Consider the following 21495-nt stretch of genomic DNA (forward strand, 5'->3'; position numbering starts at 1 on the left):
CGGCGGGCGGTACGGCGGAGCCCGGGGAATGCCCCGGGCTCCGTGCCGCCCCCTACTCCGCGCCGTCGGTCTCCTTCCGCAGCAGCGCTCCGATTCGGGCCGCAGCCGTCGACAGATGGCGGCGGGCCTGGGCGAGCTGCTCCTCGGTGACGCCCCGGTCGCGGGCCGCGTCGCGGATGTCGTCGCGGAAGCGGTCGAGCAGGCGGTCCAGATCGCGGGCGGGGTCGCCGGTGGTGGCGGTGTCCTTGCCCCACTCCGGGTCGGCACCGGCGGGTTCCGGCTTGCTGTACGGGGGCCGGCTGCCCGCCCTGGCGAAGCTGCCCAGCTGGCCGGTGATCTCGGCCAGCCCCTCGCGTACGCCGGAGGGCCAGTCGCCCCGCGCGAAGTGCTCCTGGACCTGGCGGGCGGCGTTCTGCATCTGCTCGCGCGCCCTGTCCTGGGCCTCCTTGGCCTGACGGCGGGCCTGCTGGGCGTCCTCGCGGGCGCGACGGGACTCGTCCTTCGCCCGGCGGGCCTGCTCCTTCCATTCCTGCTTGGCCTTGCGCAGCTCCTCCTTCGCGGCGCGCCACGCCTCCTTGTCGCCGAGATCCCCGAGGTCGCCGAAGACGGACTCCCGGTCGCCCGTGCGGCCGGTGCCGGTGGAGTCGGAGGTGTGCCGGGTCTCGTGCGCCGCGGCCCGCATCTCGCTGCGCAGCTTGCCCGCGGCGCCGCGTACGTCGTCCCGTATCTCGGCGGCCAGTTCGGAGACGGAGTCGCGGATCTCCATTTCCAGATCGGCCAGTTCGCCCGTGCGGCCGGCCAGTTCGGCGCGGCCCGCGTCGGTGATCGAGTAGACCTTGCGGCCGCCCTCGGTGGCGTGCGTGACGAGGCCCTCGGCCTCCAGTTTGGCGAGGCGCGGATAGACCGTGCCCGCCGAGGGCGCGTACAGGCCCTGGAAGCGCTCCTCCAGGAGCCGGATCACCTCGTAGCCGTGGCGCGGGGCCTCGTCGAGCAGCTTCAGCAGATAGAGGCGGAGACGCCCGTGGGCGAATACGGGAGGCATGTCAGAGCACCTTTCCGGTCGGCGCGGCAGCGTACGGATCGTCCTCGGCCGGCGGGCGGCGCAGCAGGGCGATCGATCCCGAGACGGTCGTCGCCCGCAGCTTGCCGGTCCCGGCGCCGAGCGTGCCGGTGATCTTCTTCGCCCCCCACTGTCCGCTGACCCGCAGATCCTCGAAGCCGTTGGAGACGGCGCCGCTCGCGGTGTTCGCCTCGACCGTCGCGTCCGCCGGGTGCGGCAGTCGGATGGCGACCTCGCCGGACACAGTGGTCAGCCGGACGTCCGTGGGCTTCCCGGAGGGGTCCAGGTCCAGCACCATGTTGCCGCTGACGGATTCCGCCCGTACCGAGGTGCCCGCGCCCTCGACGACCGTCAGGTCGCCCGAGACCGTCTGGAAGTGCAGCTCACCGGTGACCGACTGGGCCTCCACGCTGCCGGAGACCGTCTCGGCCCGGACCTGGCCGGCGAGCCCGACGAGCGTGGTGTCGCCGGTGACGCCCCGGACGTCGGTACGTCCACGGATTCCGGAGACCACGGCCCCGGCGCCGACCACGCCGACCGCCACCGTCGCCCCGGCCGGCACGGCGAGCGAGACGACCGCGCTGCGGTGCCAGCCCTTGCGGTCGAACCAATTGAGGAAGTCGTTCCACGGCAGACCCTCGTACGCGACTGTGAGGGCGCCGCCCTCCTGGGTCACGACCAGTGGCGGGCCCTCGATCGAGGAGATCTCCAGCCGGGCGGTCCGCTCCTCGGTGCCGACGACATTGACGGCGCCCCCGACGATGCGGACATTGAGCGAGGTCACGGGGTCGTCGAAGGTCAGCTTCTGGGGCTCGTCGATGGCCCATGTCGACACAGGCATGGATCTGACCTCCTGGGACGCCGTATGACGCAACATATCGCGTCTCTTGCAGAACACGATATATCGCGGATCGGGGAAGTCAAGGGGAGTCGTGACGGCGTCGGTCGTCCCAGGCGTGCCGAATAGGCCAAACAGGGGCGAATTACCCTAGCGTGTGAGGCATGAACGCGACATCCCCCGTGGGGGCGCTGCTGCTGTGCCGTACCGAACCCGAGAACGTGCGGACGGTGGCCCACCTGCTGCGCGAGCGGATGCTGCTCGCGCCCGCCGGAGACGGGTGGTCCGTCCTCGTCCCCGAGGGAAGGCCCTGGCGGGACGGTGGCGAGGGGGGTGCGGACGCGGAGCCGGTCGACCGGGTCGTGGCGGGCTGGGCCGCCGCGCTCGCCGTCGGCTCGACCTGGCCCGTCCTTGCGCTGTGGTGGGACGGCGACCGGGCCGGCCACACACTGGCGTACGGATTCCGCCGCCCGGTCGGTTACGTCTGGCTGGCGGACGGCACCCCGGTCGGGGAGGACGAGGCGATGCGTACGTTCGCCGAGCGCTTGGGCCTGGACCCCGTGCTGGACGTCCAGGCGCTCGAAGAGCTGATCCGCCCGGACCCGGACGCCGATGCCCGCATCCGGCTGCGCGGGCTGCTCGCCGTCCTCACCCGGATCGGGCTGCACCTCCCGCCCGGCCTGGACCCGGACACGCCCGGCGACCGGCTGTACGCGGCGGCCGACGGCCGGCCGGAGACCGAGGCGATCCGCTGGACCGGTCGGCGCGAGGCGGTGCGGGCCCAACTCGGCGCGGTCGATAACAGCCGCCTCGGGCCCTGGATGCGCGGCCCCGGGGCCCGCGCGCTGGGCGGCGCCCAGGTGGCGGCCGGACTCCCGCTCGCCGTCTGGGGGATCGGGCGCCGCAGCGGCGGCTGGGCCTTCGCCGGGGCGCTGCTGATGGCGCACGGGGCGCTCGGCCTCGCGTACGACCGCTTCAGGGCCGAGAGGACCGGGATCGCCGCAGCGGGCTGATCAGCGGTCGGAGTGGAATCGATCAGGGGCCGGAGCGGTCCGATCAGGGATCAAAGAGCGCCGATCGGGGATCGGAGCGGATCGATCAAGGGCCGAAGCCGAATCGATCCGCGGCTGGAACGGATCGATTACTCGTCCTCGTCCTCGTCGTCGAGGCGGGCCAGCCAGGTGGCGAGGCGCTCGACCGGCACCTCGAAGTCGGGATTGAGATCGACGAACGTACGCAGCTGCTCGGCGAGCCACTCGAAAGTGACCTCTTCCTCGCCTCGCCGCTTCTCCAGCTCCTCGATACCGCGGTCGGTGAAGTACATGCGGCAAGCCTAATGCCTGGTGACAGCCCCGCGACGGCCGGGAGCGCACCCCCTGGCGCGTTCCGCGACGGCCGCACGGAACCACGGCGAACCCGCCGAGAACCGGTCGGCGGCGTTCCGGCGTCATGGTCCATGAGCCTCGCATCGGCCGCGTACTGCCGTTAGCCTGCGGGTAGTTGGGGGAACGGGGGGTTTCATGGGTGACAGCGAGGCCCGAATCACGCGCATCGAGATGCCGGACGGCACACCGGTCTGGGCGCGGATCTCCGGGGCGGAGGAACTGGCCGAACCCGTCCGGGGACCGGCATTCACGGACATCGGGTACGAGGACTTCGCCGAGCGCGTGCAGGCCCGGGTCGAGAGCCTGCAGGCGGTCGTGACCAGCGTCGCGCGTTCGCTCGCCGAGCCGCTGCGAGCGGTGCGGCCCGACGAGGTCAGCGTCGAATTCGGCATCGAACTCACCGCGAAGGCAGGCAAGGTCGTCGGCCTCCTCGCGGACGGCGAGGCCAAGGGCGGCATCAAGGTCACGCTGACGTGGAACGGCGGAGGACCGCCCGTCGATCCGCCGATCCCGGCGCAGAGCGGGGCGCGGGCAACGGGGCAGACCACGGCGCCCCCGCCCCGGCAGGCCGCGCCGCACCCGGCTCCCGGCGCGCAGGCCGCGCCGTACGGCCCGCCGCGGCCACAACCCGTCCCGCCCATGCCGCCCCCGCCCTCCTCGCCACCCGGACACCCGCCCGTGCCGACGGCGCCCCCGGCGGCGTCCCCGGACCCGGGCGCGACCCCGGACGCAGGCGTGCCCGCGGCGACGCCGGACGACGGCGCATCCGCGGGGACGCCGGATCCGGACGCCCTCGCGGGGACCCCGGGCGCCGGTGCATCCACCGGCGCACCGGCGCACCCCGACGGGGCCGGGCCGGACACCGGAAGCCACTCATGACGCAGCCGCCGGGCAGGGGCGCAGGGGGCGGCTCGGAGAGCACGTACCGTGCGCTGGCAGGCCTCGTGATGGCCGCGACCGTACGCATCCATCGCCCGGAGCCCGGGTATGCCCCTGACGGATCCGACCGCGGCTTCCTGGGGAGCGGCTTCTTCATCGCCCCGAGCTGGGCCCTCACGTGCGCGCACGTGGCGATGGAGGGGGAGGGGCGTCAGGTGAACGTGGTGTTCAAGCCGGACCCGGGCAGCGCCGAGACCGCGGTCGAGGGAACCGTGGTCGCCGCCCTGCCCGAGGGCCGTCACGGCCCGGCCGGGCCGGGCGAGGTGCGGGTCCCGACGGCCTCGGGCGGCTGGCCGGCTCCCGACCTCGCGCTCATCCGGCTGCTGAGACCCGTCGAGCACCCCTGTGTGTACGTCAGCGAACGCCCGGCGGGCATGTTCGGCGGCGGCTCGGTCCTCTACACCGGCTGGACCGGCGGCGGATCGGGGCAGCTGACCCGGTTCAGCGGGCGCTGCCAGGTGATGGGCACCTTCGGCGACTGGGCCGAGGACGACGAACAGATGCGGCTCGACGGCGACCGGATGTACCCGGGCCTGTCCGGCGGACCCGTGGTGGACCTGGCCCGCGGCGAGGTCGTCGGCGTGCTCAAGTCGCGGTCGGACGGCACGACCGGCGGCACCTCGATCGGCGTCGAACGGCTGCGTACGCTGCCCGTGCCGCCCGGGGCCGTCGCCACCGAGTCCGACGACCCCTACCAGGCGGTGTTCCACGCCCACGACCGCTACCACGCCGACCGGCACGGCAGCCCGGTCGGCACCGACCGGACGTGGGCCGACCTCCAGCGCGAACTGGGCGCCGGAGCCGGGCTCGCACTCAGCCCCCAGCAGCGCGTCGACCTGCTCGGCCGGCTCGCCGAACTCCCGCCGCCGCTCAGCACCCGCAGCCTCCTCGACCTCCTGGACCGGCTGCCCGACACCCACCCGACCGAGCACCACGCGGCGCCGCGCGGCTGGCGCGACGGACTGGGGACGCTGTACGACGCCCCCGGCGGCGACAGCGCGCTGGAACTGATCCTGCGCTACTGCATGAGCGCCCTCTCCGCCGAACGCCCCTACGTCCTGCCGTCCACCCAGCTCGCCGAGGCCTCCCTGTGGGACTGGGTGAAGCGGATGGCCGAGGACCGGCTCTCCCGCAAGTTCCGCCACGAGCTCGCCGGGCTCCGGCACAACGGCCGCCTCACCCTCGACCGTGAGCATCTGCGCACCCCGGCGCCGGTACTCGAACCCACCAGGACCCACGGTGCTCCGTGCGTCCTGCTGCAGCTGGAACCGCGCGGCTGGGAACGGGACCGCTACGACTGGCGGATCGGCGTCGTCCAGCACACCGGGGACGTCCTGCCCGTCGCCGAGGACAGCCGGGGCACCGCACCGGAGGCTCTCCCGGCCCGCCTCGCCGGGCCGCTGGCGGAGGCGTTCCGGCGGTGCGACGCACCCGACGACCCCGCAGTGCTCCAGGTCGCCGTACCGCAGTCCCTCATGGACCTGGAGGTCGACGGATGGCACGTGCCGCCCGACGGGCGGCCGCTCGGAGTGCTGCGCCCCGTGGTCATCCGCCGCCTGGACCACCGCCCGCGGCCGGCCGACGAGGGGCCCGACGAGCGCGAGGCGCGCTGGAACCGGACCATGACGGCCCCGATGCAGGCCGCCGTCGTCGACTGCGAGGACGGAATGCGGGTACCCGTAGCCGTGGTGGAGGAGCTGCGCGGACTGGCGTACGAGACCGTTCCGGTGCTCTGCAGGTACGGGCACCGGCCCGACCCGGAGACCGCGGCCGGTCTCGGACGGGTGCTCGATGGGGGTTTCGGGGTGGCCCTGTGGCGGCGCCGGGCGGCCGAGCCCGCCGCCGTCTGCGCGGATTTCCACCGGCGCGCCGCCGAGTCGGTCTCCGGGGCCCGCACGGCCGATCAACTGCCGAAGAAGGTCCACGAATTGAGACGGGGGGTACGCGCGGGCCGTACGGAGACGTACTGGTCGGACGGCGTCGCCCTCTACTGGGACGATCCGCACCACCCGCTGCCCGGCACCGACCAGTTCCTGGAGGCGCCATGAGGGGCGACCGCGCCGACCGGACTCTTACGGGGCGCACCTCGGATCGCTACCGTGATGCACGTTCGACTGCTTCCCCCGGCGGACGAGTGACGACGAGGAACACGCTATGAGTGAACCAGGCGAGTGGCTCATCTACCGAGGGGCCGGCGAACCGCACGAAGGCATCGAGCAGTTGCCGCCCCCGCCGCCGTGGCGGGACTTCGCGGGCCGTGGTGCGTCGGAGCCCGACGAGCACGGCGGGGACGGATCGGCCGACCGTCGCCTCGGGGGGCACCGGCACCTCGCCGAACTCCATCGGCCGGGTGCCGAAGAGCTCGAAATGATCAATGCCGCGCTCTATCTGCGCCGTCCGCTGCTGGTCACCGGCAGCCCGGGGGCCGGTAAGAGCACGCTGGCCCACTCCGTCGCCCACGAGCTGGGGCTCGGCCGGGTCCTGCGCTGGCCCGTCGTCAGCCGATCGACGCTCCAGGACGGCCTCTACCACTACGACGCGATCGCCCGGCTCCAGGACGTACAGATCGCCGCGCACAGCGCGGCGGCCGGGGCGGCCGGCGTCGAATCGGCTCAGGGTGTCGGCAGTTACATCCGGCTCGGGCCGCTGGGCACCGCGCTGCTGCCCTCGGACCGGCCGCGCGTACTGCTCATCGACGAGCTCGACAAGAGCGACATCGATCTGCCCAACGACCTGCTCAACGTGCTGGAGGAGGGCGAGTTCGCCATCCCCGAACTGGAACGGATCACCGACCGGCTGCCCGGCGGCGAGGCGGAGGTCCTCGACGACGACGGCAACAAGGTGAAGGTGAGGGGCGGCCGGGTGCAGTGCCGGTCCTTCCCGTTCGTGGTGCTCACCAGCAATGGTGAGCGGGACTTCCCGGCGCCCCTGATGCGCCGCTGTATCCACCTGGAGCTCGGTCGCCCCGACCACCAGCGGCTCGCGACCTTCGTCCGTGCCCACCTCGGCGACGAGGCGGCACGCTCCGGGGACGATCTCATCGCCCACTTCCTGGAACGCTCCCGCAGTGAACTCCTGGCCACCGACCAGCTGTTGAACGCGATCTACCTCACCGACGCCGCCGCGTCGGCCGGCCGCGACCGTCTCGCCGATCTGCTCATCCAGCGACTCGACCGGCCGAGGTGATGGGCTGATGGCCGGCGGCACGGCACGGCACGGACCGGAGAGCGGGTCCGGTCCCGACGGCGGTCCGGGCGAGGGCGTGGGTTTTCACGGCGAGGTGCCGGACGAGGCCGCGGGGGATCGGGAGACCCAGGTTCCGGGACCGGCCTCGTCACGGGCGCCGGGATCGATGCCGGAAGCGGCGTCGGGACGGGAGGCGGCGTCGGGACCGGTACGGCACTCGGACTCCCTGCCGTACGACGGCGGCCTGCTGCCCGTGTTCGTGGCCCGGCTGCGCGAGGCCGGGCTCGACCCCGATGCCGAACAGCTCTGCGACGCCCTCTGGCTGGCCCGCTGGACCCGCCATCCCGACGCGCCGGACGACGAGGACGACGAGGTGGGGCCGCCGCTCCGCTTCGAGCGGGCACCGGAGAGCCGGGAGGCCGAGCGCCCCACGTCGCCGGTGACCGGCCGCGACGAGGCCCCGGTCACCGTGGCGGACGACGACGAGCCGGTGGAGGAGCAGGGCCTCGGGGGCGACGACCGGCGGATCCACCTCTACCCCGTACCCCGCACGCGGCCGCCCGCCGGTCCCCGTCCGGACGGCTCGGGAGGGCGCGGACGTGGTGTCGCCGGGGGAGGGCGGGCGAGGGCGCTCTCCCTCGGGGTGCCCGCCGCCCCTGCCCTGCCCGCGCCGCTCGAACTCCAGCGGGCCCTGCGCCCGTTGCAGCGATACCGTCCGGCGGCGCCCCCGCTGCGCCGCACCCTCGACGAGACGGCGACCGCGGAGCTCAGCGCCCGGTCCGGCGGCATGATCGTGCCGGTCTTCCGCGGCGCGTCCCGAGGTGAGGCGTTGGTGCAGTGCGTCATGGACGCCTCGTCGTCGATGCTGGTGTGGGACCGGATGTTCGGAGAAATCCAGCAGATATTCGGCCAGTTGGGCGCCTTCCGGGACGTTCAGGTGCGCTATCTGCACCAAGGTCCCGACGGCGCGGCCGCGGTGAGCCGCAGCCCCGATCCGGCCGCCGCACCGCTGAACTCCGCGGACCGGCTGAGCGATCCGACCGGCCGCCGTGTCACCGTACTGGTCAGCGACTGCGCAGGTCCGCTCTGGCACAGCGGCCGGGCCCACCGCCTGCTGCACCAGCTGGCCCGACAGGCGCCGACGGCCGTGCTCCAGCCCCTGCCGCAGCGGATGTGGAACCGGACCAGGCTGCCGGTCACCTACGGTTCGCTGTCCCGCGGCGAGGGGCCGGGCGGAGCCGCCGTCCTGAAGGTCACGGAGCATGCCGGTACGGGGCCCGCCGTGCATCCGGGCGCCCTGGCGATTCCCGTACTCCCGCCGGTGGAGGGCGCGTTGGCGGCCTGGGCGAGGCTGCTGTCCGGTACCGGCGCGGGGCAGATCTCCGGAGCCGTCGGCTGGGTGCGGGCCGATCAGCCCGCGGCGGCCGCACAGCGTCCCGGTGACGGGCTGTCCTCGCTCCAGTTGGTCAGCCGCTTCCGCTCGGCGGCCTCTCCGGTCGCCGGACAGCTGGCCGTCTACCTCGCGGCGGCCCCGCTGTACCTGCCGGTGATGCAGTTGGTGCAGCGCACGATGCTGCCCCACTCGGGGCCGTCCGAACTCGCCGAGGTGCTGCTGAGCGGGCTGCTGTCACGGAGCCGCAGCGAGGACGGGGCCGAGGACGGCGGCCAGTGGTACGAGTTCGCGCCCGGCGTCCGCGAGGCGCTGCTCGGCCCGCTGGGGCGGGACGAGGCGCTGCTCGTGCTCAAGCACTGCTCGCAGTACATCGAGCAGCGCTTCGGGAAGGGCGGGCCGAACTTCCCGGCCCTGGCCTTCGCCCAGCTCGGCGAGGGGCGGTACGGCTCCTCGCGGGCCGCCCGCACCACGGACGGCATGGGGAGCGGCGCGTCCGACGGGGAGTTCGAAGAGGGTGACGAGAACGGGGAGGGCGGCACAAGCGGCGGGTCGCGCGTCCCCCACCCCTTCGCCGAGGTCGCGGTCCGCGTACTGGAGCGATTCATGCCCCTGCCCGAGCAGTTCGTGAGGGAGACCGGCCGGGTCGCCCACCGCGGCGCCGTCCAGACACCGAACGCGGCGGTGGAGAGCGCCCGCGTCCTGGTACGGCATTTCGAATCGGACAGCATGGTGCAGTACCTGATCGACGCCGTGCAGCTGCTGAGGGGCGCCACGGAGCGCGAGGAGCAGCCCGGGACCGATCCCGAGCTGTGGGCGGAGTACTCGCGCTGCGTCCTGAGGCTGTGGGAGGTGCAGGGGGACGCCGAGCTGCTCCGCGAGGCGGAGTACGCCGCCGAACGGGCCGCCGCGCACCCCGGAGCCGTGCGCGAACGAGCCGTGCTGGCCAAGGTGCTGCATGCCGCGGCGGACGACCGGCGGCGGCGCGGTGACCGGCGCGGCGCACTGGAACTGCTGCGCCGCGCCGACCGCGAGTACACGGCAGCCTGCTCGGACCCCGGTCTGGAACCCGCCGAGGCGCTCCGGCTCACCCTGGAGCGGGTCCGGGCCCTGGAGGCACAGTGGAGGCTCGACGGCGACACCGCTCTGCTGCAGGCCGCGTACGGGATGCTGGAGGCGTTCGCCGATGTCTGGCCCGACCAGGAGAACCGGCCCAGCGCCCTGCCGCTGGCGCACGGCCGCACCCTGCTGAAGCTGGCCGGGGCCACCGTCGACGCCGAACAGTCCCGGGTGTACGCCGCACAGGCGGCACGCTCCTTGCGGATGGCGTTCGAACAGGGCGGCGGCCGGCACACCATGGGAACCGAGGTGCGCATCCTGCTGGACCTCGTGGACGCCCTGCTCGGCTCCGGCGAGGAACCGGACGAGGCCGCGACGCTGATCGAGCAGGCCCTGGAGACCGTGCGGGAGCAGCGGCAGCGCGCCCTGCTCCAGACCCGGGCGGGCCGGGTCCGCGTCGCGCGTTACGAACACACCGGCGACCCGGACGCCCTCGTCGAAGCGGCCGACTGGTTCGCCCGCGCCGCGCGCGGTGTCCCGCGCGACTCGAAGGCCCACGCCGATCTGCTCGCCGAGTGGGGCGGCACGCTGCTGCGCCGCGCCCGACTGCCCGACGGACGTGCGTACATCGGTGCCGCGGTACGAGTGTTGCGGGACTGCCGTACGGAGACGGCGACGGGGGGTACACGCCAGGCCGAGCGTCTGCTGATGCTGGGCCGGGCGCTGATGCTGCGGCATCGGGCCACCGAGGACCGGGTTGACCTGCGGGAGGCCGAGCATCTCTTCGGGCTCGCCGCCCAGGAGGCCACCGATCCGCTGACCGCGGCGCGCTGCTGGCTGGAACTGGGCCTGTCCCACCTGGACGCCTCCCGGGTCCTGCGACGTCCGGCCCGGCTCGACGAGGCGGCCGAGGCGTTCCGGGACGCTGCCGAGGCGGCCGGCACGGCAGAAGCGGAGCTGGAGAGTCCGCAACAGCGCCGAGAAGCAGTCGAGTTGGGCGCTACAGCCAACCATTGGCGGGGTATGACCTACGAAAGGGCGGGACGCCCCCGGGCCGCACGCGAGGCGTACCGGGCGGCCCGCCAGGAATGGCGCAAACTGCCGGACGGCGGCGGCGCGGCGGGCGAGTCGACCGCCGAGCGGCTGGCGGAGCTGGAGCGCTGACTGCTCGACGGAGAGCACCGGAGTCTCTCGTCCGGTCGGGCCGGACCGGCGCGGCACGGTGCCGGGGCACGCGAGCCCGGCATGATCCGAACGAGAGGCCCGGGCGATCCGATGCCGGGGTGATGCGCGCCGTGTGCGACCGGCGTACGACCGACGCCGGTCGGCGACGCCCGCGGCCAGGCGTATGCCCCGCTGCGCGGGGCATCGGTACAGGAGCGACGGGTGCCCACGGCCCGCACCGACGCCATGGACGGGCGCGGGCACCCTTCGTGAACGCGGCAGGGGTGAACGGGGTGCGGGCGTCGGCGGTACGGGTGCCGGTGCCGTGCCGGCAGGGACATGCGGGTCAGGGACGCGGGCTCGACGGGATGCGCTCAAGGGCGAGCACATCACCGGCGGCTCGATGCGGCAGTACGGGGAGACATGATGAGCGAGTCGATACGTGACGGCGGGCCGGACGACGGATCCTCCAAGGGGCCGGATGCGCTGCCGGATCTGCTGGAGCTCGACCTGGAGGCTTTGCGGACCCTGAACCACCCGGTGCTCGTTGAAGTGGTCGCGGACCTGCGCGGCCGGGCCGAGCAACCGCAGGAGATGCTGTGGGGATTCACCAACGCCTTCTGAACCGGGTCGCCGGGCCGCCTCGCCGGGAGAGGCCGCACGATTTCGGTCCGGAGCCCGGTTGAACAGGACATCGTGGTCCGGGACCGGTTTGCCCGCACAGCAGGCCAGGGATACTCGCTCCGGGCCGGCAACGGGGGCCGGTCCCGGGGACGTGCAGCACGGGGGTGCCGGAGTGTCTCGACAGGCGACGCCGCCCGCGCCCCGGCGCCCGGGGCTCCACGCAGACGGCCGGATCCCGCTGCCCTTCGGCCAGTTCATCGTCAAGGTGCATGGCCACTGCAATCTGGCCTGCCGCTACTGCTATCTCTACGAGGGCCCGGACCGGACCTGGCGTGATCGCCCGGCCGCCGCGGCACCCGCCGTTCTCGACCGCGCGGCGGAGCGGATCGCCGAACACGCGGCGGCCCACCGACTGAGCGGCGCGGCCCTCGTCCTGCACGGCGGCGAACCCCTCCTCGCCGGCGTCGACCGGCTGACCGCCCTGTCCGACCGGGTCCGTGACCTGGTGCCCGCGGGCTGCACCGTCCACGCCACCGTGCAGACCAACGCCACCCTGCTCACCGATGCGCGCGTCGCCGCGCTCGCCCGGCACGGCATACGCGTCGGCATCAGCCTCGACGGCGGTCTGGCCGCCCACAACACCCGGCGCACCGACCGCGCCGGACGCCCCTCCTGGCCCGCCGCCTCGCGCGGCGCCCGGCTCCTGGCCGACCGGTACCCCGGCGCGTACGCCGGCATCCTCACCGTCGTCGACCCCCGAACCGACCCGATCGAGACGTACGAGTCGCTGCTCGCCCTGCGTCCGCCTGCCCTGGACCTGCTGCTGCCGCACGGCAACTGGTCGAACCCCCCACCGGGACTGCCCGTCGTGGGGACGCCCGCAGGGCCGGGATCGGGCCGCCCGACCCCGTACGGCGACTGGCTCACAGCCGTCTTCGACCGCTGGTGGCGGGCCGGGCGGCGCGAGACCCGGGTGCGGCTCTTCGAGGAGTGCCTCGCCCTGCTGCTGGGTCTGCCCGCCGCCACCGAATCGCTCGGCCTCGACCCCGTCAACGCCGTCGTCGTCGAGACCGACGGGACGATCGAACAGGTGGACTCCCTCAAGTCCGCCTATGACATGGCCGCCGCCACCGGGCTCGACATCTTCCGCCACACCTTCGACGACGCCCTGCGCCACCCCGGTGTCGCCGCCCGTCAGGCAGGCGCCGCCGCGCTCGCCGACGCCTGCCGCGCCTGCCCACTGCTGAACGTCTGCGGGGGCGGCCACTACGCACACCGCTACCACGCGGCCCATGGCTTCACCAACCCGTCGGTCTACTGCGCCGATCTCGAACGGCTGGTACGCCACATCGCGGGCCGGTTGTCCGAAGCGACCGCAGGAGAACACCGATGATCCCCCCACTCCCGGACCACGCGCTCCATGAACTCGGCCGCACCGAGGGCGGGGCCGACACCCTCCGCCTGCTCGTACGCGACCAGGACACCCGACGGCTCCTCCTCCTGCGGGCCGTGCTCGACGCGGCCGGGGCGGCCCCCACGACCGTCTGCCCGCCCCGGCTGCTCGACCGGCTCCGTCAGGACTGGGCTCTGCTGGAGACGGCGGAACGCGCCGACCGGGCCGCCGTGCGCACCGTTCTGCTCCACCCCCTCGCCGGCCCCTGGGCGCAGCGCTGCCTGCGCGGCCTCGCCGGTGCCGGTTCCCGAGCCGAACTCCACGCGGACCTGGACCACTTGAGCGCTCTGGCCGCCGCGGCGGCGATCCGCGCGGGAACCGCGTTCACGGCCCGCCTCGCCGCTCACGGCGGACTGCTGTCCCTGCCCACCCTGGGCGCCCTGCGGACGGCCTCCGGCCCGGTCGACATCGCCTTCTCCGACGGCGACCTGACGATGCGCGCGTTCGCGGGCGGGCCACCCCTGACCGCACACGCGCAACCGGACGGAACGACCTCCTCGGCCGACCCGCGCTGGCTGCCCGTGTCCGCCCTGCCCGCCGTGCCCGGCGGCATCGGACCCGTGCCCCTGGACGACGTCGATCCGTACCGCACCGACGGGGACGGGCTCCGGCGTCACGGACTGAGCGCCGCCACCCACATCGACGACCACGAACGCAAGGCCTGGGCCGAGTCCTGGTCCGGGGTGGGGCCCCTGCTCCGCATCGGCGGCGCACACCGCCTCACCGAAGCGGCCGTCCTGCTGCGCTGCGTGGTGCCGCTCGGCCCGCCCCCCGGCTCCGGGCCCGTCGGCGAGGGCGCGGCGCACTGCAGCGGCACCAGGCGCGAGGCGTTCGGCGCCGTCCTCAGCAGCAGACCGGCCACCCCCGCCTATTTCGTCTCGACCCTCGTCCATGAACTCCAGCACACGAAACTGGCCGCCCTCGGCTCCCTCGTACCGCTGCACCACGAGGACCCGACACCACGTCACTTCGCGCCCTGGCGCTCGGACTCGCGGCCCTTCGACGGCCTTCTCCAGGGCGCCTATTCGCACCTCGCGCTCGCCGACTACTGGCAGCGGTTCGCGCTCGCCGCGCGGCGTGTCACCCACCGCGACCTGGCGTGGGCCGAGCACGCCCGCTGCCGCGAGCAGGTCGGTGCCGTGCTGCCCGTGCTGGCGGGATCGGCGGCACTGACCCGTGAAGGCCGGTTGCTGGTCAACGAGATGATCACGCTCTACCACCGTCTGGACGATTGTCCGCCCCCGACGGGTCATCTCGCGCGGGCGCAGGCGTACGTGGCCACCACCAGGGTGATATGGCAGCAGAGGAACGGCTCGCGAACACAGTGAACAGCCCCGCGACACCGGTCGGAGCGACCATGCTCCGGTGTATGTTGAAAAGGCTCGCATCGAGGCAGGGAGACGGTTGAATGCCCGGAACGCGTAAGCAAGTTGGAGCAACCGGGGCGCAGACCGTCACCATCAGTTCCGCCGGTTTCAACCGCGCCTGGGCGGCGTGGATCGCGGACCGTCTGGAACGGCGTGGCGTGACGGTGGTCCAGCAGCGCTGGGACCCCCCGGTGGAGATCCCGCTGGAGGAGTCCCTGCGGGACCTGACCCTGTCCCGAGGCCAGGTCCTGGTGATCCTCAGCGACTGGTACTTCCAGCTCGGACCCCGTGGCCACGACGAGTGGAACAGGGCGCTGCGCGAGGTCGTCGCCCCTGACCCCGACCGCTTCGCCGCCGTCTCCGTCACCACCTCGGCGTTGCCCGGGGCCACCTCCGTCCTCGGCGCGGCCGACCTGACCAACGTCGGTGCCGACGAGGCCGAGCGGCGGCTGCTGACCCGCCTGGGCCTGCCCACGGACCCGCTGCCCGCCTCCGCCGAGACCCGGCCGGGCCCCCGCTATCCGGCCGACACCCCCGAGGTGTGGGGCGGGGTACCGCGCCGCAACACCCGGTTCACCGGGCGTGAGGAACTGCTCAACAAGGCGTACCAGGCCCTCCAGGACGCCGGAACCGGCGCCGGGGTCGTGACCCTGTACGGCATGTCCGGCGTCGGCAAGACCCAACTCGCCGCGGAGTACGTCTACCGCTTCGGTTCCGAGTACGACGTGGTCTGGTGGGTGCCCGCCGACCGGCGTGCGCTCTACCGCCAGAGGCTCGCCGAACTCGCCCCCGAACTGGGCCTGTCCACCGGCGTCGAGTACGGCGAGCGGCTGCGCGCGGTACGGGACGCGCTGCGCCGCGGCGAGCCGCACTCCCACTGGCTCCTCGTCCTCGACGGTGCCGACGAGCCCGAACACATCTGGGACCTCGTGCCGACCGGTCCCGGACACGTCCTCATCACCTCGCGCAACCCGGAGTGGGGCGAGCACAACAGCAACCTCGTCGAGGTACCCGTCTACAGCCGGGACGAGTCGGTCGCCTTCATCCGGCGCCGCGCCCCGCGCCTGACCCCGGCCGAGGCCGACCGGCTCGCCGACGCGCTCGAAGACCTCCCGCTGCTCCTCGACCAGACCGCGGGCTGGCTGAACGACTCCGACCTGTCGGTCGAGGAGTACATCGAACTCCTCGAAGGCGGCATCGACCAGGACGTCGTCAAGGTCTCCGCTGACTTCCCGCTCGCCTTCCAGACCGCCTGGTCGATACTGCTGAACAAGCTCAAGGACACCGTCCCCGAGTCCGTCGACCTGCTCCGCCTGTGCAGTTTCTTCGCACCCGGCTCCATCCCCGTGCGGCTGCTGAAGGAGATGCCCGCCGGTGAACTGCCGGAACAGGTCTCCGGCCTGATGAACGACCCGCTGCTGTGGAACAAGGCGATCAGCCAGCTCCGCCAGTACTCCGTGGTCCGGCTGGAGTCCCACGAGTCGGCCGTCGAGGAGGCGTCGTCCGGCGAGTCGCTCTACATGCACCGCATGGTCCACCAGATCGTCGGTCACGACATGACGGAACGGGACCGCCGGGAGTTCATCGACGTGGTCCGCCGGGCTCTCGCGGCCGCGGATCCCGGCAGGCCCACCGACACCCGGCTGTGGCCCGCCTACGCCGAGATCACCCCGCACCTGAAGTGGGCCGACGTGCTCAGGAGCACCGACCCGGCGGTGCAGACCCTGGTGCTCAACTGTCTGCGCTACATGTACCTCTCCGGGGAGTACCGGGCCGGCATCAAGCTGGGCGAACGCGCCATGAAGGCCTGGCGGGAGCTGCTCGGCGAGGACCACCCAAGGATCTGGGACCTCAGCTACCACTACGCCAACCTGCTGCGGGCCGTCGGTGACTACGCCGGCACGGAAGCGATCGAGCGTGCCGCCGTGGACCATCTGCGTACCGAGCGCGGCGTACAGGATCTGGAGCACCTGCGTGCCGCCGGAGGCCTCGCCGCCGATCTGCGGGGCCTCGGCCGGTACGACGAGGCGCTGGAGATGTCGGGCTGGGTCCTCGCCGCCTACCGTGAACTGCTGGGCGACCAGGACTCACGCACGCTCAACGCCCAGAACAACCTGGCCGTTTCGCTGCGGCTGCTCGGCCGGTACGAGGAGTCGCTGGAGCTCAACCAGCGGACTCTGGAAGCCCGTCGGCAGTTCCTGGGCCAACGTCACAACTGGACCCTGTCGTCCCAGACCAGCTACGCCATCGACCTGCGCCTGCTCGGCCGCTACGGCGACGCGCTGTCGCTCCAGAACCAGAGCGTCCGGGTGCACCGGCTGGTTATGGGCCACGACAATCCGCAGACGCTGGGAGCCGAATACAACCTCGCGCTGTGCCACTACCGTTCGGGGGAGCGCGCCACGGCCTCGGCCCTGTTCACCCGGGTGCTGGAGCGATGCGAACGGGTGCTGGGCGACGGCGCCCCGCTGACCATGATGTTCGCGGCCGGCCAGAGCTGCTTCGCCCGCGAGCACGCGGACATCGACCAGGCCAGGGGCATAAGCGAGAAGGTCGTCGACGGCTATGTGAACATGCTCGGCGAGGACCACCCCTTCGTGGCGGGAACGCGGGCCAACCACGCCCTGATCCTGCGCAACGTGGGCGAGCGCGACCACGCCCACGCACTGCTGGAAGGGGCCCTGGCCGCGTTGACGCAGGCCGTAGGTGAGTATCACCCCTGGACCCTGGGGTGTGCCATCAACGCCTCGGCGCTGCGCAACCTGGTGGGGGACCCGGAATCCGCGGCCACGCTGACGGACGCGGTCATCACCCGGGCCACCGAGACCCTCGGCCGGACCCACCCGTTGACCCTCTCCGCCCGGATCGCCCACGCCGCGGACCTGCGCGGCGTCCGGGAGCGGCAGCGGGCCGAGAAGGTCGAGAACGAGGCGCTGGGCGACCTGGCGGCCACCCTCGGCGCCCAGCATGTCCATACGGTCTCGGCCCGCTCGCGCAACCGCCCGTACTGGGACTTCGAGCCCCCGATCGTCTGAGAGCCTGGCGGCCTCGGATCGGATGGCGTCCGTACAGCGCCTGCCGCACACCGAAGGGCCCGGCCCCGCGAGCAGTTCGCGGGACCGGGCCCTGGTTCGTGCAGCAGCGGGTCAGGCGTCGAAGACCTCGGCGACCAGCTGGGCCTGCTCGGCCTGGTGGCGCTTGGCGGAGCCCACCGCCGGGGACGAGCTGTGCGGCCGCGAGATGCGGCGCAGACGCTCATCGTGCGGGACGTCGGCGCCGACGGCCAGGTCCAGGTGGTCGATCAGGTTCAGGGCGATGAACGGCCAGGCGCCCTGGTTGGCCGGCTCCTCCTGGGTCCAGAGGTACTTCTCGGCGTTCGGGTACTTGGCGATCTCGGCCTGCAGCTCGGCACCCGGCAGCGGGTACAGGCGCTCCAGACGGATGATCGCGGTGTCCGTGACGCCACGCTTCGTGCGCTCGGCCTCCAGGTCGTAGTAGACCTTGCCGGCGCAGAAGACGACCTTGCGGACGTCGTCCGCGTTCACCGAGTCGTCGCCGATCACCGGGCGGAAGCCGCCGGTGGTGAACTCCTCCACCTTCGACGCGGCCGCCTTGAGGCGGAGCATCGACTTCGGGGTGAAGACGATCAGCGGCTTGTGGTGCGGGTTGTGCACCTGCCACCGCAGGAGGTGGAAGTAGTTCGACGGCAGGGTCGGCATGGCGACCGTCATGTTGTTCTGCGCGCACAGCGTGAGGAAGCGCTCCGGGCGGGCGGACGAGTGGTCCGGGCCCTGGCCCTCGTAACCGTGCGGCAGCAGCAGCGTGACGCCGGAGGTCTGACCCCACTTCTGCTCGGCCGAGGAGATGAACTCGTCGACGACGGTCTGCGCGCCGTTGACGAAGTCACCGAACTGGGCCTCCCAGATGACCAGCGACTCCGGACGGGCCAGCGAGTAGCCGTACTCGAAGCCCATCGCCGCGTACTCGCTGAGCAGCGAGTCGTAGACGTTGTAACGGGCCTGGTCGTCGGAGAGGTAGAGCAGCGGGGTGTAGTCCTCGCCGGTCACCTGGTCGACGAGGACCGCGTGGCGCTGGCCGAAGGTGCCGCGGCGGGTGTCCTGGCCGGCGAGCCGGACCGGGGTGCCCTCCATCAGCAGCGAACCGATGGCCAGGGTCTCGCCCATGCCCCAGTCGATCGTGCCGTTCTCCACCGAGGCCGCGCGACGCTGCATCTGCGGCATCAGACGGGGGTGGACGGTGATCCGCTCGGGGATGTTGACCTGCGACTCCGCGATGACCTTCACGACCTCCTGGGAGACCGCGGTGGTCACGGCGACCGGGAACTCGGGCTGGACCTCGGGGGTGTGCGCCGGAGCCGGCAGCGAGGTGGCCTCGCGGACCTCCGCGAAGACCTTCTCCAGCTGGCCCTGGAAGTCCTGGAGCGCCTGCTCGGCCTCTTCCAGCGTGATGTCGCCGCGACCGATGAGGGACTCGGTGTAGAGCTTGCGCACCGAGCGCTTCTTGTCGATCAGGGTGTACATCTGCGGGTTGGTGAACTCCGGGTTGTCGCCCTCGTTGTGACCGCGGCGGCGGTAGCAGATGAGGTCGATCACGACGTCCTTGTTGAACGCCTGCCGGAACTCGAAGGCCAGCCGTGCGACCCGGACGACGGCCTCGGGGTCGTCGCCGTTGACGTGGATGATCGGCGCCTCGATCATGCGCGCCACGTCGGTGGCGTACATCGAGGAGCGCGAGGACTCCGGGGCGGCGGTGAAGCCGACCTGGTTGTTGATCACCACGTGCACGGTGCCGCCGGTGCGGTAGCCGCGCAGCTGCGACATGTTGAGCGTCTCGGCGACGACGCCCTGGCCCGCGAAGGCCGCGTCGCCGTGGAGCGCGACCGGCAGGACCGTGAAGTCCGTGCCGCCCTTGTTGATGATGTCCTGCTTGGCGCGGGCGATGCCCTCCAGGACCGGGTCGACCGCCTCCAGGTGCGAGGGGTTGGCGGCCAGCGAGACCTTGATCTGCTCGCCGTCCAGACCGGTGAAGGTGCCCTCGGCACCCAAGTGGTACTTCACGTCGCCGGAGCCGTGCATCGACCGGGGGTCGAGGTTCCCCTCGAACTCGCGGAAGATCTGCGCGTACGACTTGCCGACGATGTTCGCCAGCACGTTCAGCCGGCCGCGGTGGGCCATGCCGATGACGACCTCGTCGAGGCGGGCCTCCGCCGCGGAGTCGATGACCGCGTCGAGCAGCGGGATGACGGACTCGCCGCCCTCCAGCGAGAACCGCTTCTGGCCGACGTACTTGGTCTGCAGGAACGTCTCGAACGCCTCGGCGGCGTTGAGGCGGCGCAGGATGCGCAGCTGCTCCTCGCGCTCGGGCTGCTGGGCGCGCGGGCGCTCCACCCGGTCCTGGAGCCACTTGCGCTGCTTCGGGTCCTGGATGTGCATGAACTCGATGCCGGTGGTGCGGCAGTACGACTCGCGCAGCACACCGAGGATGTCGCGGAGCTTCATCATCGACTTGCCGGCGAAACCGCCGACCGCGAAGTCCCGCTCCAGGTCCCACAGGGTGAGGCCGTGCTCGGTGATGTCCAGGTCGGGGTGCTTGCGCTGGCGGTACTCCAGCGGGTCGGTGTCGGCCATGACGTGGCCGCGGACCCGGTAGGAGTGGATCAGCTCGAAGACCCGCGCGGCCTTGGTCACGTCGTTGTCGTGCGAGGCGTCGATGTCCGTGAGCCAGCGGACCGGCTCGTACGGGATGCGCAGCGACTTGAAGATCTCGTCGTAGAACTCGTTCTCGCCGAGCAGGAGTTGGGCGACGATCCGCAGGAACTCGCCGGAGGCGGCGCCCTGGATCACCCGGTGGTCGTACGTCGAGGTCAGCGTCATGACCTTGGAGATGCCCAGCTTGTTCAGGGTGTCCTGGGAGGTGCCCTGGAACTCGGCCGGGTAGTCCATCGCGCCGACGCCCATGATGAGGCCCTGTCCGGGCATCAGGCGGGGCACCGAGTGCACGGTGCCGATGCCGCCGGGGTTGGTCAGCGAGGCGGTGACGCCGGTGAAGTCGTCCATGCCGAGCTTGCCGTTGCGGGCGCGGCGGACGATGTCCTCGTACGCCTGCCAGAACTCGAAGAAGTTGAGCGTCTCGGCCTTCTTGATGGCCGCGACGACCAGCTGACGGTCGCCGTTCGGCTTCACCAGGTCGATGGCCAGACCGAGGTTGACGTGCTCCGGCTTGACCAGGGTCGGCTTGCCGTCCTTCAGCGCGAAGGAGTGGTTCATCGTCGGCATGGCCTTGAGGGCCTGCACCATCGCGTACCCGATGAGGTGCGTGAAGGAGATCTTCCCGCCCCGGGCGCGCTTGAGGTGGTTGTTGATGACGATGCGGTTGTCGAAGAGCAGCTTCACCGGAACGGCGCGGACGGACGTGGCCGTCGGCAGCTCCAGCGAGGCGTTCATGTTCTTCGCGACGGCGGCCGACGGGCCGCGCAGCGTCACGTACTCGGGGCCGGCCGGGGCCTCGCCGGCCGGTGCCGCCGCGGGCTTGGCCGGGGTCTCGGCGGCCTTCGCGACCGGGGCCGGCGCGGCCTTCGCCGGGGCTGCCGGAGCAGCGGCGGCGGGAGCGGCCTGTGCGGGCGCCGGAGCCGCGGGTGCGGGGGCCTTCGTGGCCGGGGCCGGGACCTGCGCCGGGGTGGCCTGGGGTGCGGCTGCCGGTGCGGCGGCGGCCGGGGTCACCGCAGCCCCCGCGGCTGCGGCGCCGGGAACGGGCTTGTCCGCCGTGCCGGACGTACCCGGCTTGTAGTCGGCGAAGAAGTCCCACCAGGCACGGTCGACCGAGTTGGGATCCTGGAGGTACTGCTGGTAGATCTCGTCGACGAGCCACTCATTGGGGCCGAAAGCCGCGGCCGGGTCGGTACCCGGGCCGGCTTGGTCGGTCGAGATGCTCGAGTTACTGGGGGACTGAGACGACACGGCGGCAACCGCCCTCTTCCGCTTCACAAGGTGATGGACAGCGGAAATCAAGG

General features: G+C 72.5%; 13 protein-coding genes. 9 read left to right on the forward strand and 4 right to left on the reverse strand.

Features of this window, described 5'->3' with window-relative positions; genetic code table 11:
* Positions 1 to 52: 52 nt before the first annotated feature.
* Positions 53 to 1042, reverse strand: coding sequence for a helix-turn-helix transcriptional regulator (locus tag ACIQCZ_RS05715; protein WP_402279954.1), 990 nt, complete (start codon positions 1040 to 1042; stop codon positions 53 to 55).
* A gap of 1 nt (position 1043) precedes the next feature.
* Entirely contained in the window at positions 1044 to 1901 is an 858-nt protein-coding gene (locus ACIQCZ_RS05720) for a DUF4097 family beta strand repeat-containing protein (protein WP_402279956.1), read from the reverse strand.
* 161 nt (positions 1902 to 2062) lie between these two features.
* Here ACIQCZ_RS05720 and ACIQCZ_RS05725 point away from each other — a divergent pair, with 161 nt between their 5' ends.
* Positions 2063 to 2911: a hypothetical protein gene (locus ACIQCZ_RS05725; protein WP_402279958.1), complete on the forward strand. Its 849-nt coding sequence runs from the start codon at positions 2063 to 2065 to the stop codon at positions 2909 to 2911.
* Between the two features lie 128 nt (positions 2912 to 3039).
* Here ACIQCZ_RS05725 and ACIQCZ_RS05730 read toward each other — a convergent pair whose 3' ends face one another.
* Positions 3040 to 3222: a DUF6104 family protein gene (locus tag ACIQCZ_RS05730; protein WP_003961784.1), complete on the reverse strand. Its 183-nt coding sequence runs from the start codon at positions 3220 to 3222 to the stop codon at positions 3040 to 3042.
* A 196-nt stretch (positions 3223 to 3418) separates the two neighbouring features.
* Here ACIQCZ_RS05730 and ACIQCZ_RS05735 point away from each other — a divergent pair, with 196 nt between their 5' ends.
* The 8 genes from ACIQCZ_RS05735 to fxsT all read left to right on the forward strand — a co-directional run bounded on the left by ACIQCZ_RS05735 (position 3419) and on the right by fxsT (position 17500).
* Complete coding sequence (locus ACIQCZ_RS05735; RefSeq protein WP_402279959.1) at positions 3419 to 4162, forward strand: CU044_2847 family protein; 744 nt, start codon at positions 3419 to 3421, stop codon at positions 4160 to 4162.
* On the forward strand, positions 4159 to 6270 hold the full coding sequence (locus ACIQCZ_RS05740; protein ID WP_402279960.1) for a trypsin-like peptidase domain-containing protein: 2112 nt from the start codon (positions 4159 to 4161) through the stop codon (positions 6268 to 6270). The genes ACIQCZ_RS05735 and ACIQCZ_RS05740 overlap by 4 nt, the downstream gene beginning before the upstream one ends.
* 106 nt (positions 6271 to 6376) lie before the next feature.
* Positions 6377 to 7408, forward strand: coding sequence for an AAA family ATPase (locus ACIQCZ_RS05745; RefSeq protein WP_402279961.1), 1032 nt, complete (start codon positions 6377 to 6379; stop codon positions 7406 to 7408).
* Positions 7409 to 7574: 166 nt separating this feature from the next.
* The gene (locus tag ACIQCZ_RS05750; RefSeq protein WP_402280240.1) at positions 7575 to 11021 is read left to right on the forward strand and encodes an SAV_2336 N-terminal domain-related protein; all 3447 of its coding nucleotides are present in this window, start codon (positions 7575 to 7577) and stop codon (positions 11019 to 11021) included.
* 426 nt (positions 11022 to 11447) lie between these two features.
* Complete coding sequence (gene fxsA / locus ACIQCZ_RS05755; RefSeq protein WP_402279963.1) at positions 11448 to 11645, forward strand: FxSxx-COOH cyclophane-containing RiPP peptide; 198 nt, start codon at positions 11448 to 11450, stop codon at positions 11643 to 11645.
* Between the two features lie 172 nt (positions 11646 to 11817).
* Entirely contained in the window at positions 11818 to 13038 is a 1221-nt protein-coding gene (locus ACIQCZ_RS05760; protein WP_402279965.1) for an FxsB family cyclophane-forming radical SAM/SPASM peptide maturase, read from the forward strand.
* Positions 13035 to 14426 carry an aKG-HExxH-type peptide beta-hydroxylase gene (locus ACIQCZ_RS05765; RefSeq protein ID WP_402279966.1) on the forward strand — a complete coding sequence of 464 codons (1392 nt, stop codon included), beginning with the start codon at positions 13035 to 13037 and terminating at the stop codon, positions 14424 to 14426. The genes ACIQCZ_RS05760 and ACIQCZ_RS05765 overlap by 4 nt, the downstream gene beginning before the upstream one ends.
* 80 nt (positions 14427 to 14506) lie before the next feature.
* Positions 14507 to 17500 carry an FxSxx-COOH system tetratricopeptide repeat protein gene (gene fxsT / locus ACIQCZ_RS05770; RefSeq protein WP_402279968.1) on the forward strand — a complete coding sequence of 998 codons (2994 nt, stop codon included), beginning with the start codon at positions 14507 to 14509 and terminating at the stop codon, positions 17498 to 17500.
* Positions 17501 to 17611: 111 nt separating this feature from the next.
* Here the strand turns inward: fxsT and ACIQCZ_RS05775 are convergent, their stop codons facing one another.
* Positions 17612 to 21442, reverse strand: a complete 3831-nt coding sequence (locus tag ACIQCZ_RS05775) for a multifunctional oxoglutarate decarboxylase/oxoglutarate dehydrogenase thiamine pyrophosphate-binding subunit/dihydrolipoyllysine-residue succinyltransferase subunit (protein WP_402279970.1) — start codon at positions 21440 to 21442, stop codon at positions 17612 to 17614.
* Between the last annotated feature and the right edge of the window lie 53 nt (positions 21443 to 21495).

Origin of the sequence: Streptomyces sp. NPDC093149, assembly GCF_044754145.1 — a bacterium.
Lineage (GTDB): Bacteria > Actinomycetota > Actinomycetes > Streptomycetales > Streptomycetaceae > Streptomyces.

Coding starts and splice junctions, on each gene's coding strand:
- ACIQCZ_RS05720 (WP_402279956.1), bottom strand. CDS start 1,901: ATGCCTGTGTCGACATGGGCCATCGACGAGCCCCAGAAGCTGACCTTC.
- fxsA (WP_402279963.1), top strand. CDS start 11,448: ATGAGCGAGTCGATACGTGACGGCGGGCCGGACGACGGATCCTCCAAG.
- ACIQCZ_RS05750 (WP_402280240.1), top strand. CDS start 7,575: ATGCCGGAAGCGGCGTCGGGACGGGAGGCGGCGTCGGGACCGGTACGG.
- ACIQCZ_RS05730 (WP_003961784.1), bottom strand. CDS start 3,222: ATGTACTTCACCGACCGCGGTATCGAGGAGCTGGAGAAGCGGCGAGGC.
- ACIQCZ_RS05740 (WP_402279960.1), top strand. CDS start 4,159: ATGACGCAGCCGCCGGGCAGGGGCGCAGGGGGCGGCTCGGAGAGCACG.
- ACIQCZ_RS05765 (WP_402279966.1), top strand. CDS start 13,035: ATGATCCCCCCACTCCCGGACCACGCGCTCCATGAACTCGGCCGCACC.
- ACIQCZ_RS05725 (WP_402279958.1), top strand. CDS start 2,063: ATGAACGCGACATCCCCCGTGGGGGCGCTGCTGCTGTGCCGTACCGAA.
- fxsT (WP_402279968.1), top strand. CDS start 14,507: ATGCCCGGAACGCGTAAGCAAGTTGGAGCAACCGGGGCGCAGACCGTC.
- ACIQCZ_RS05715 (WP_402279954.1), bottom strand. CDS start 1,042: ATGCCTCCCGTATTCGCCCACGGGCGTCTCCGCCTCTATCTGCTGAAG.
- ACIQCZ_RS05735 (WP_402279959.1), top strand. CDS start 3,419: ATGGGTGACAGCGAGGCCCGAATCACGCGCATCGAGATGCCGGACGGC.
- ACIQCZ_RS05745 (WP_402279961.1), top strand. CDS start 6,377: ATGAGTGAACCAGGCGAGTGGCTCATCTACCGAGGGGCCGGCGAACCG.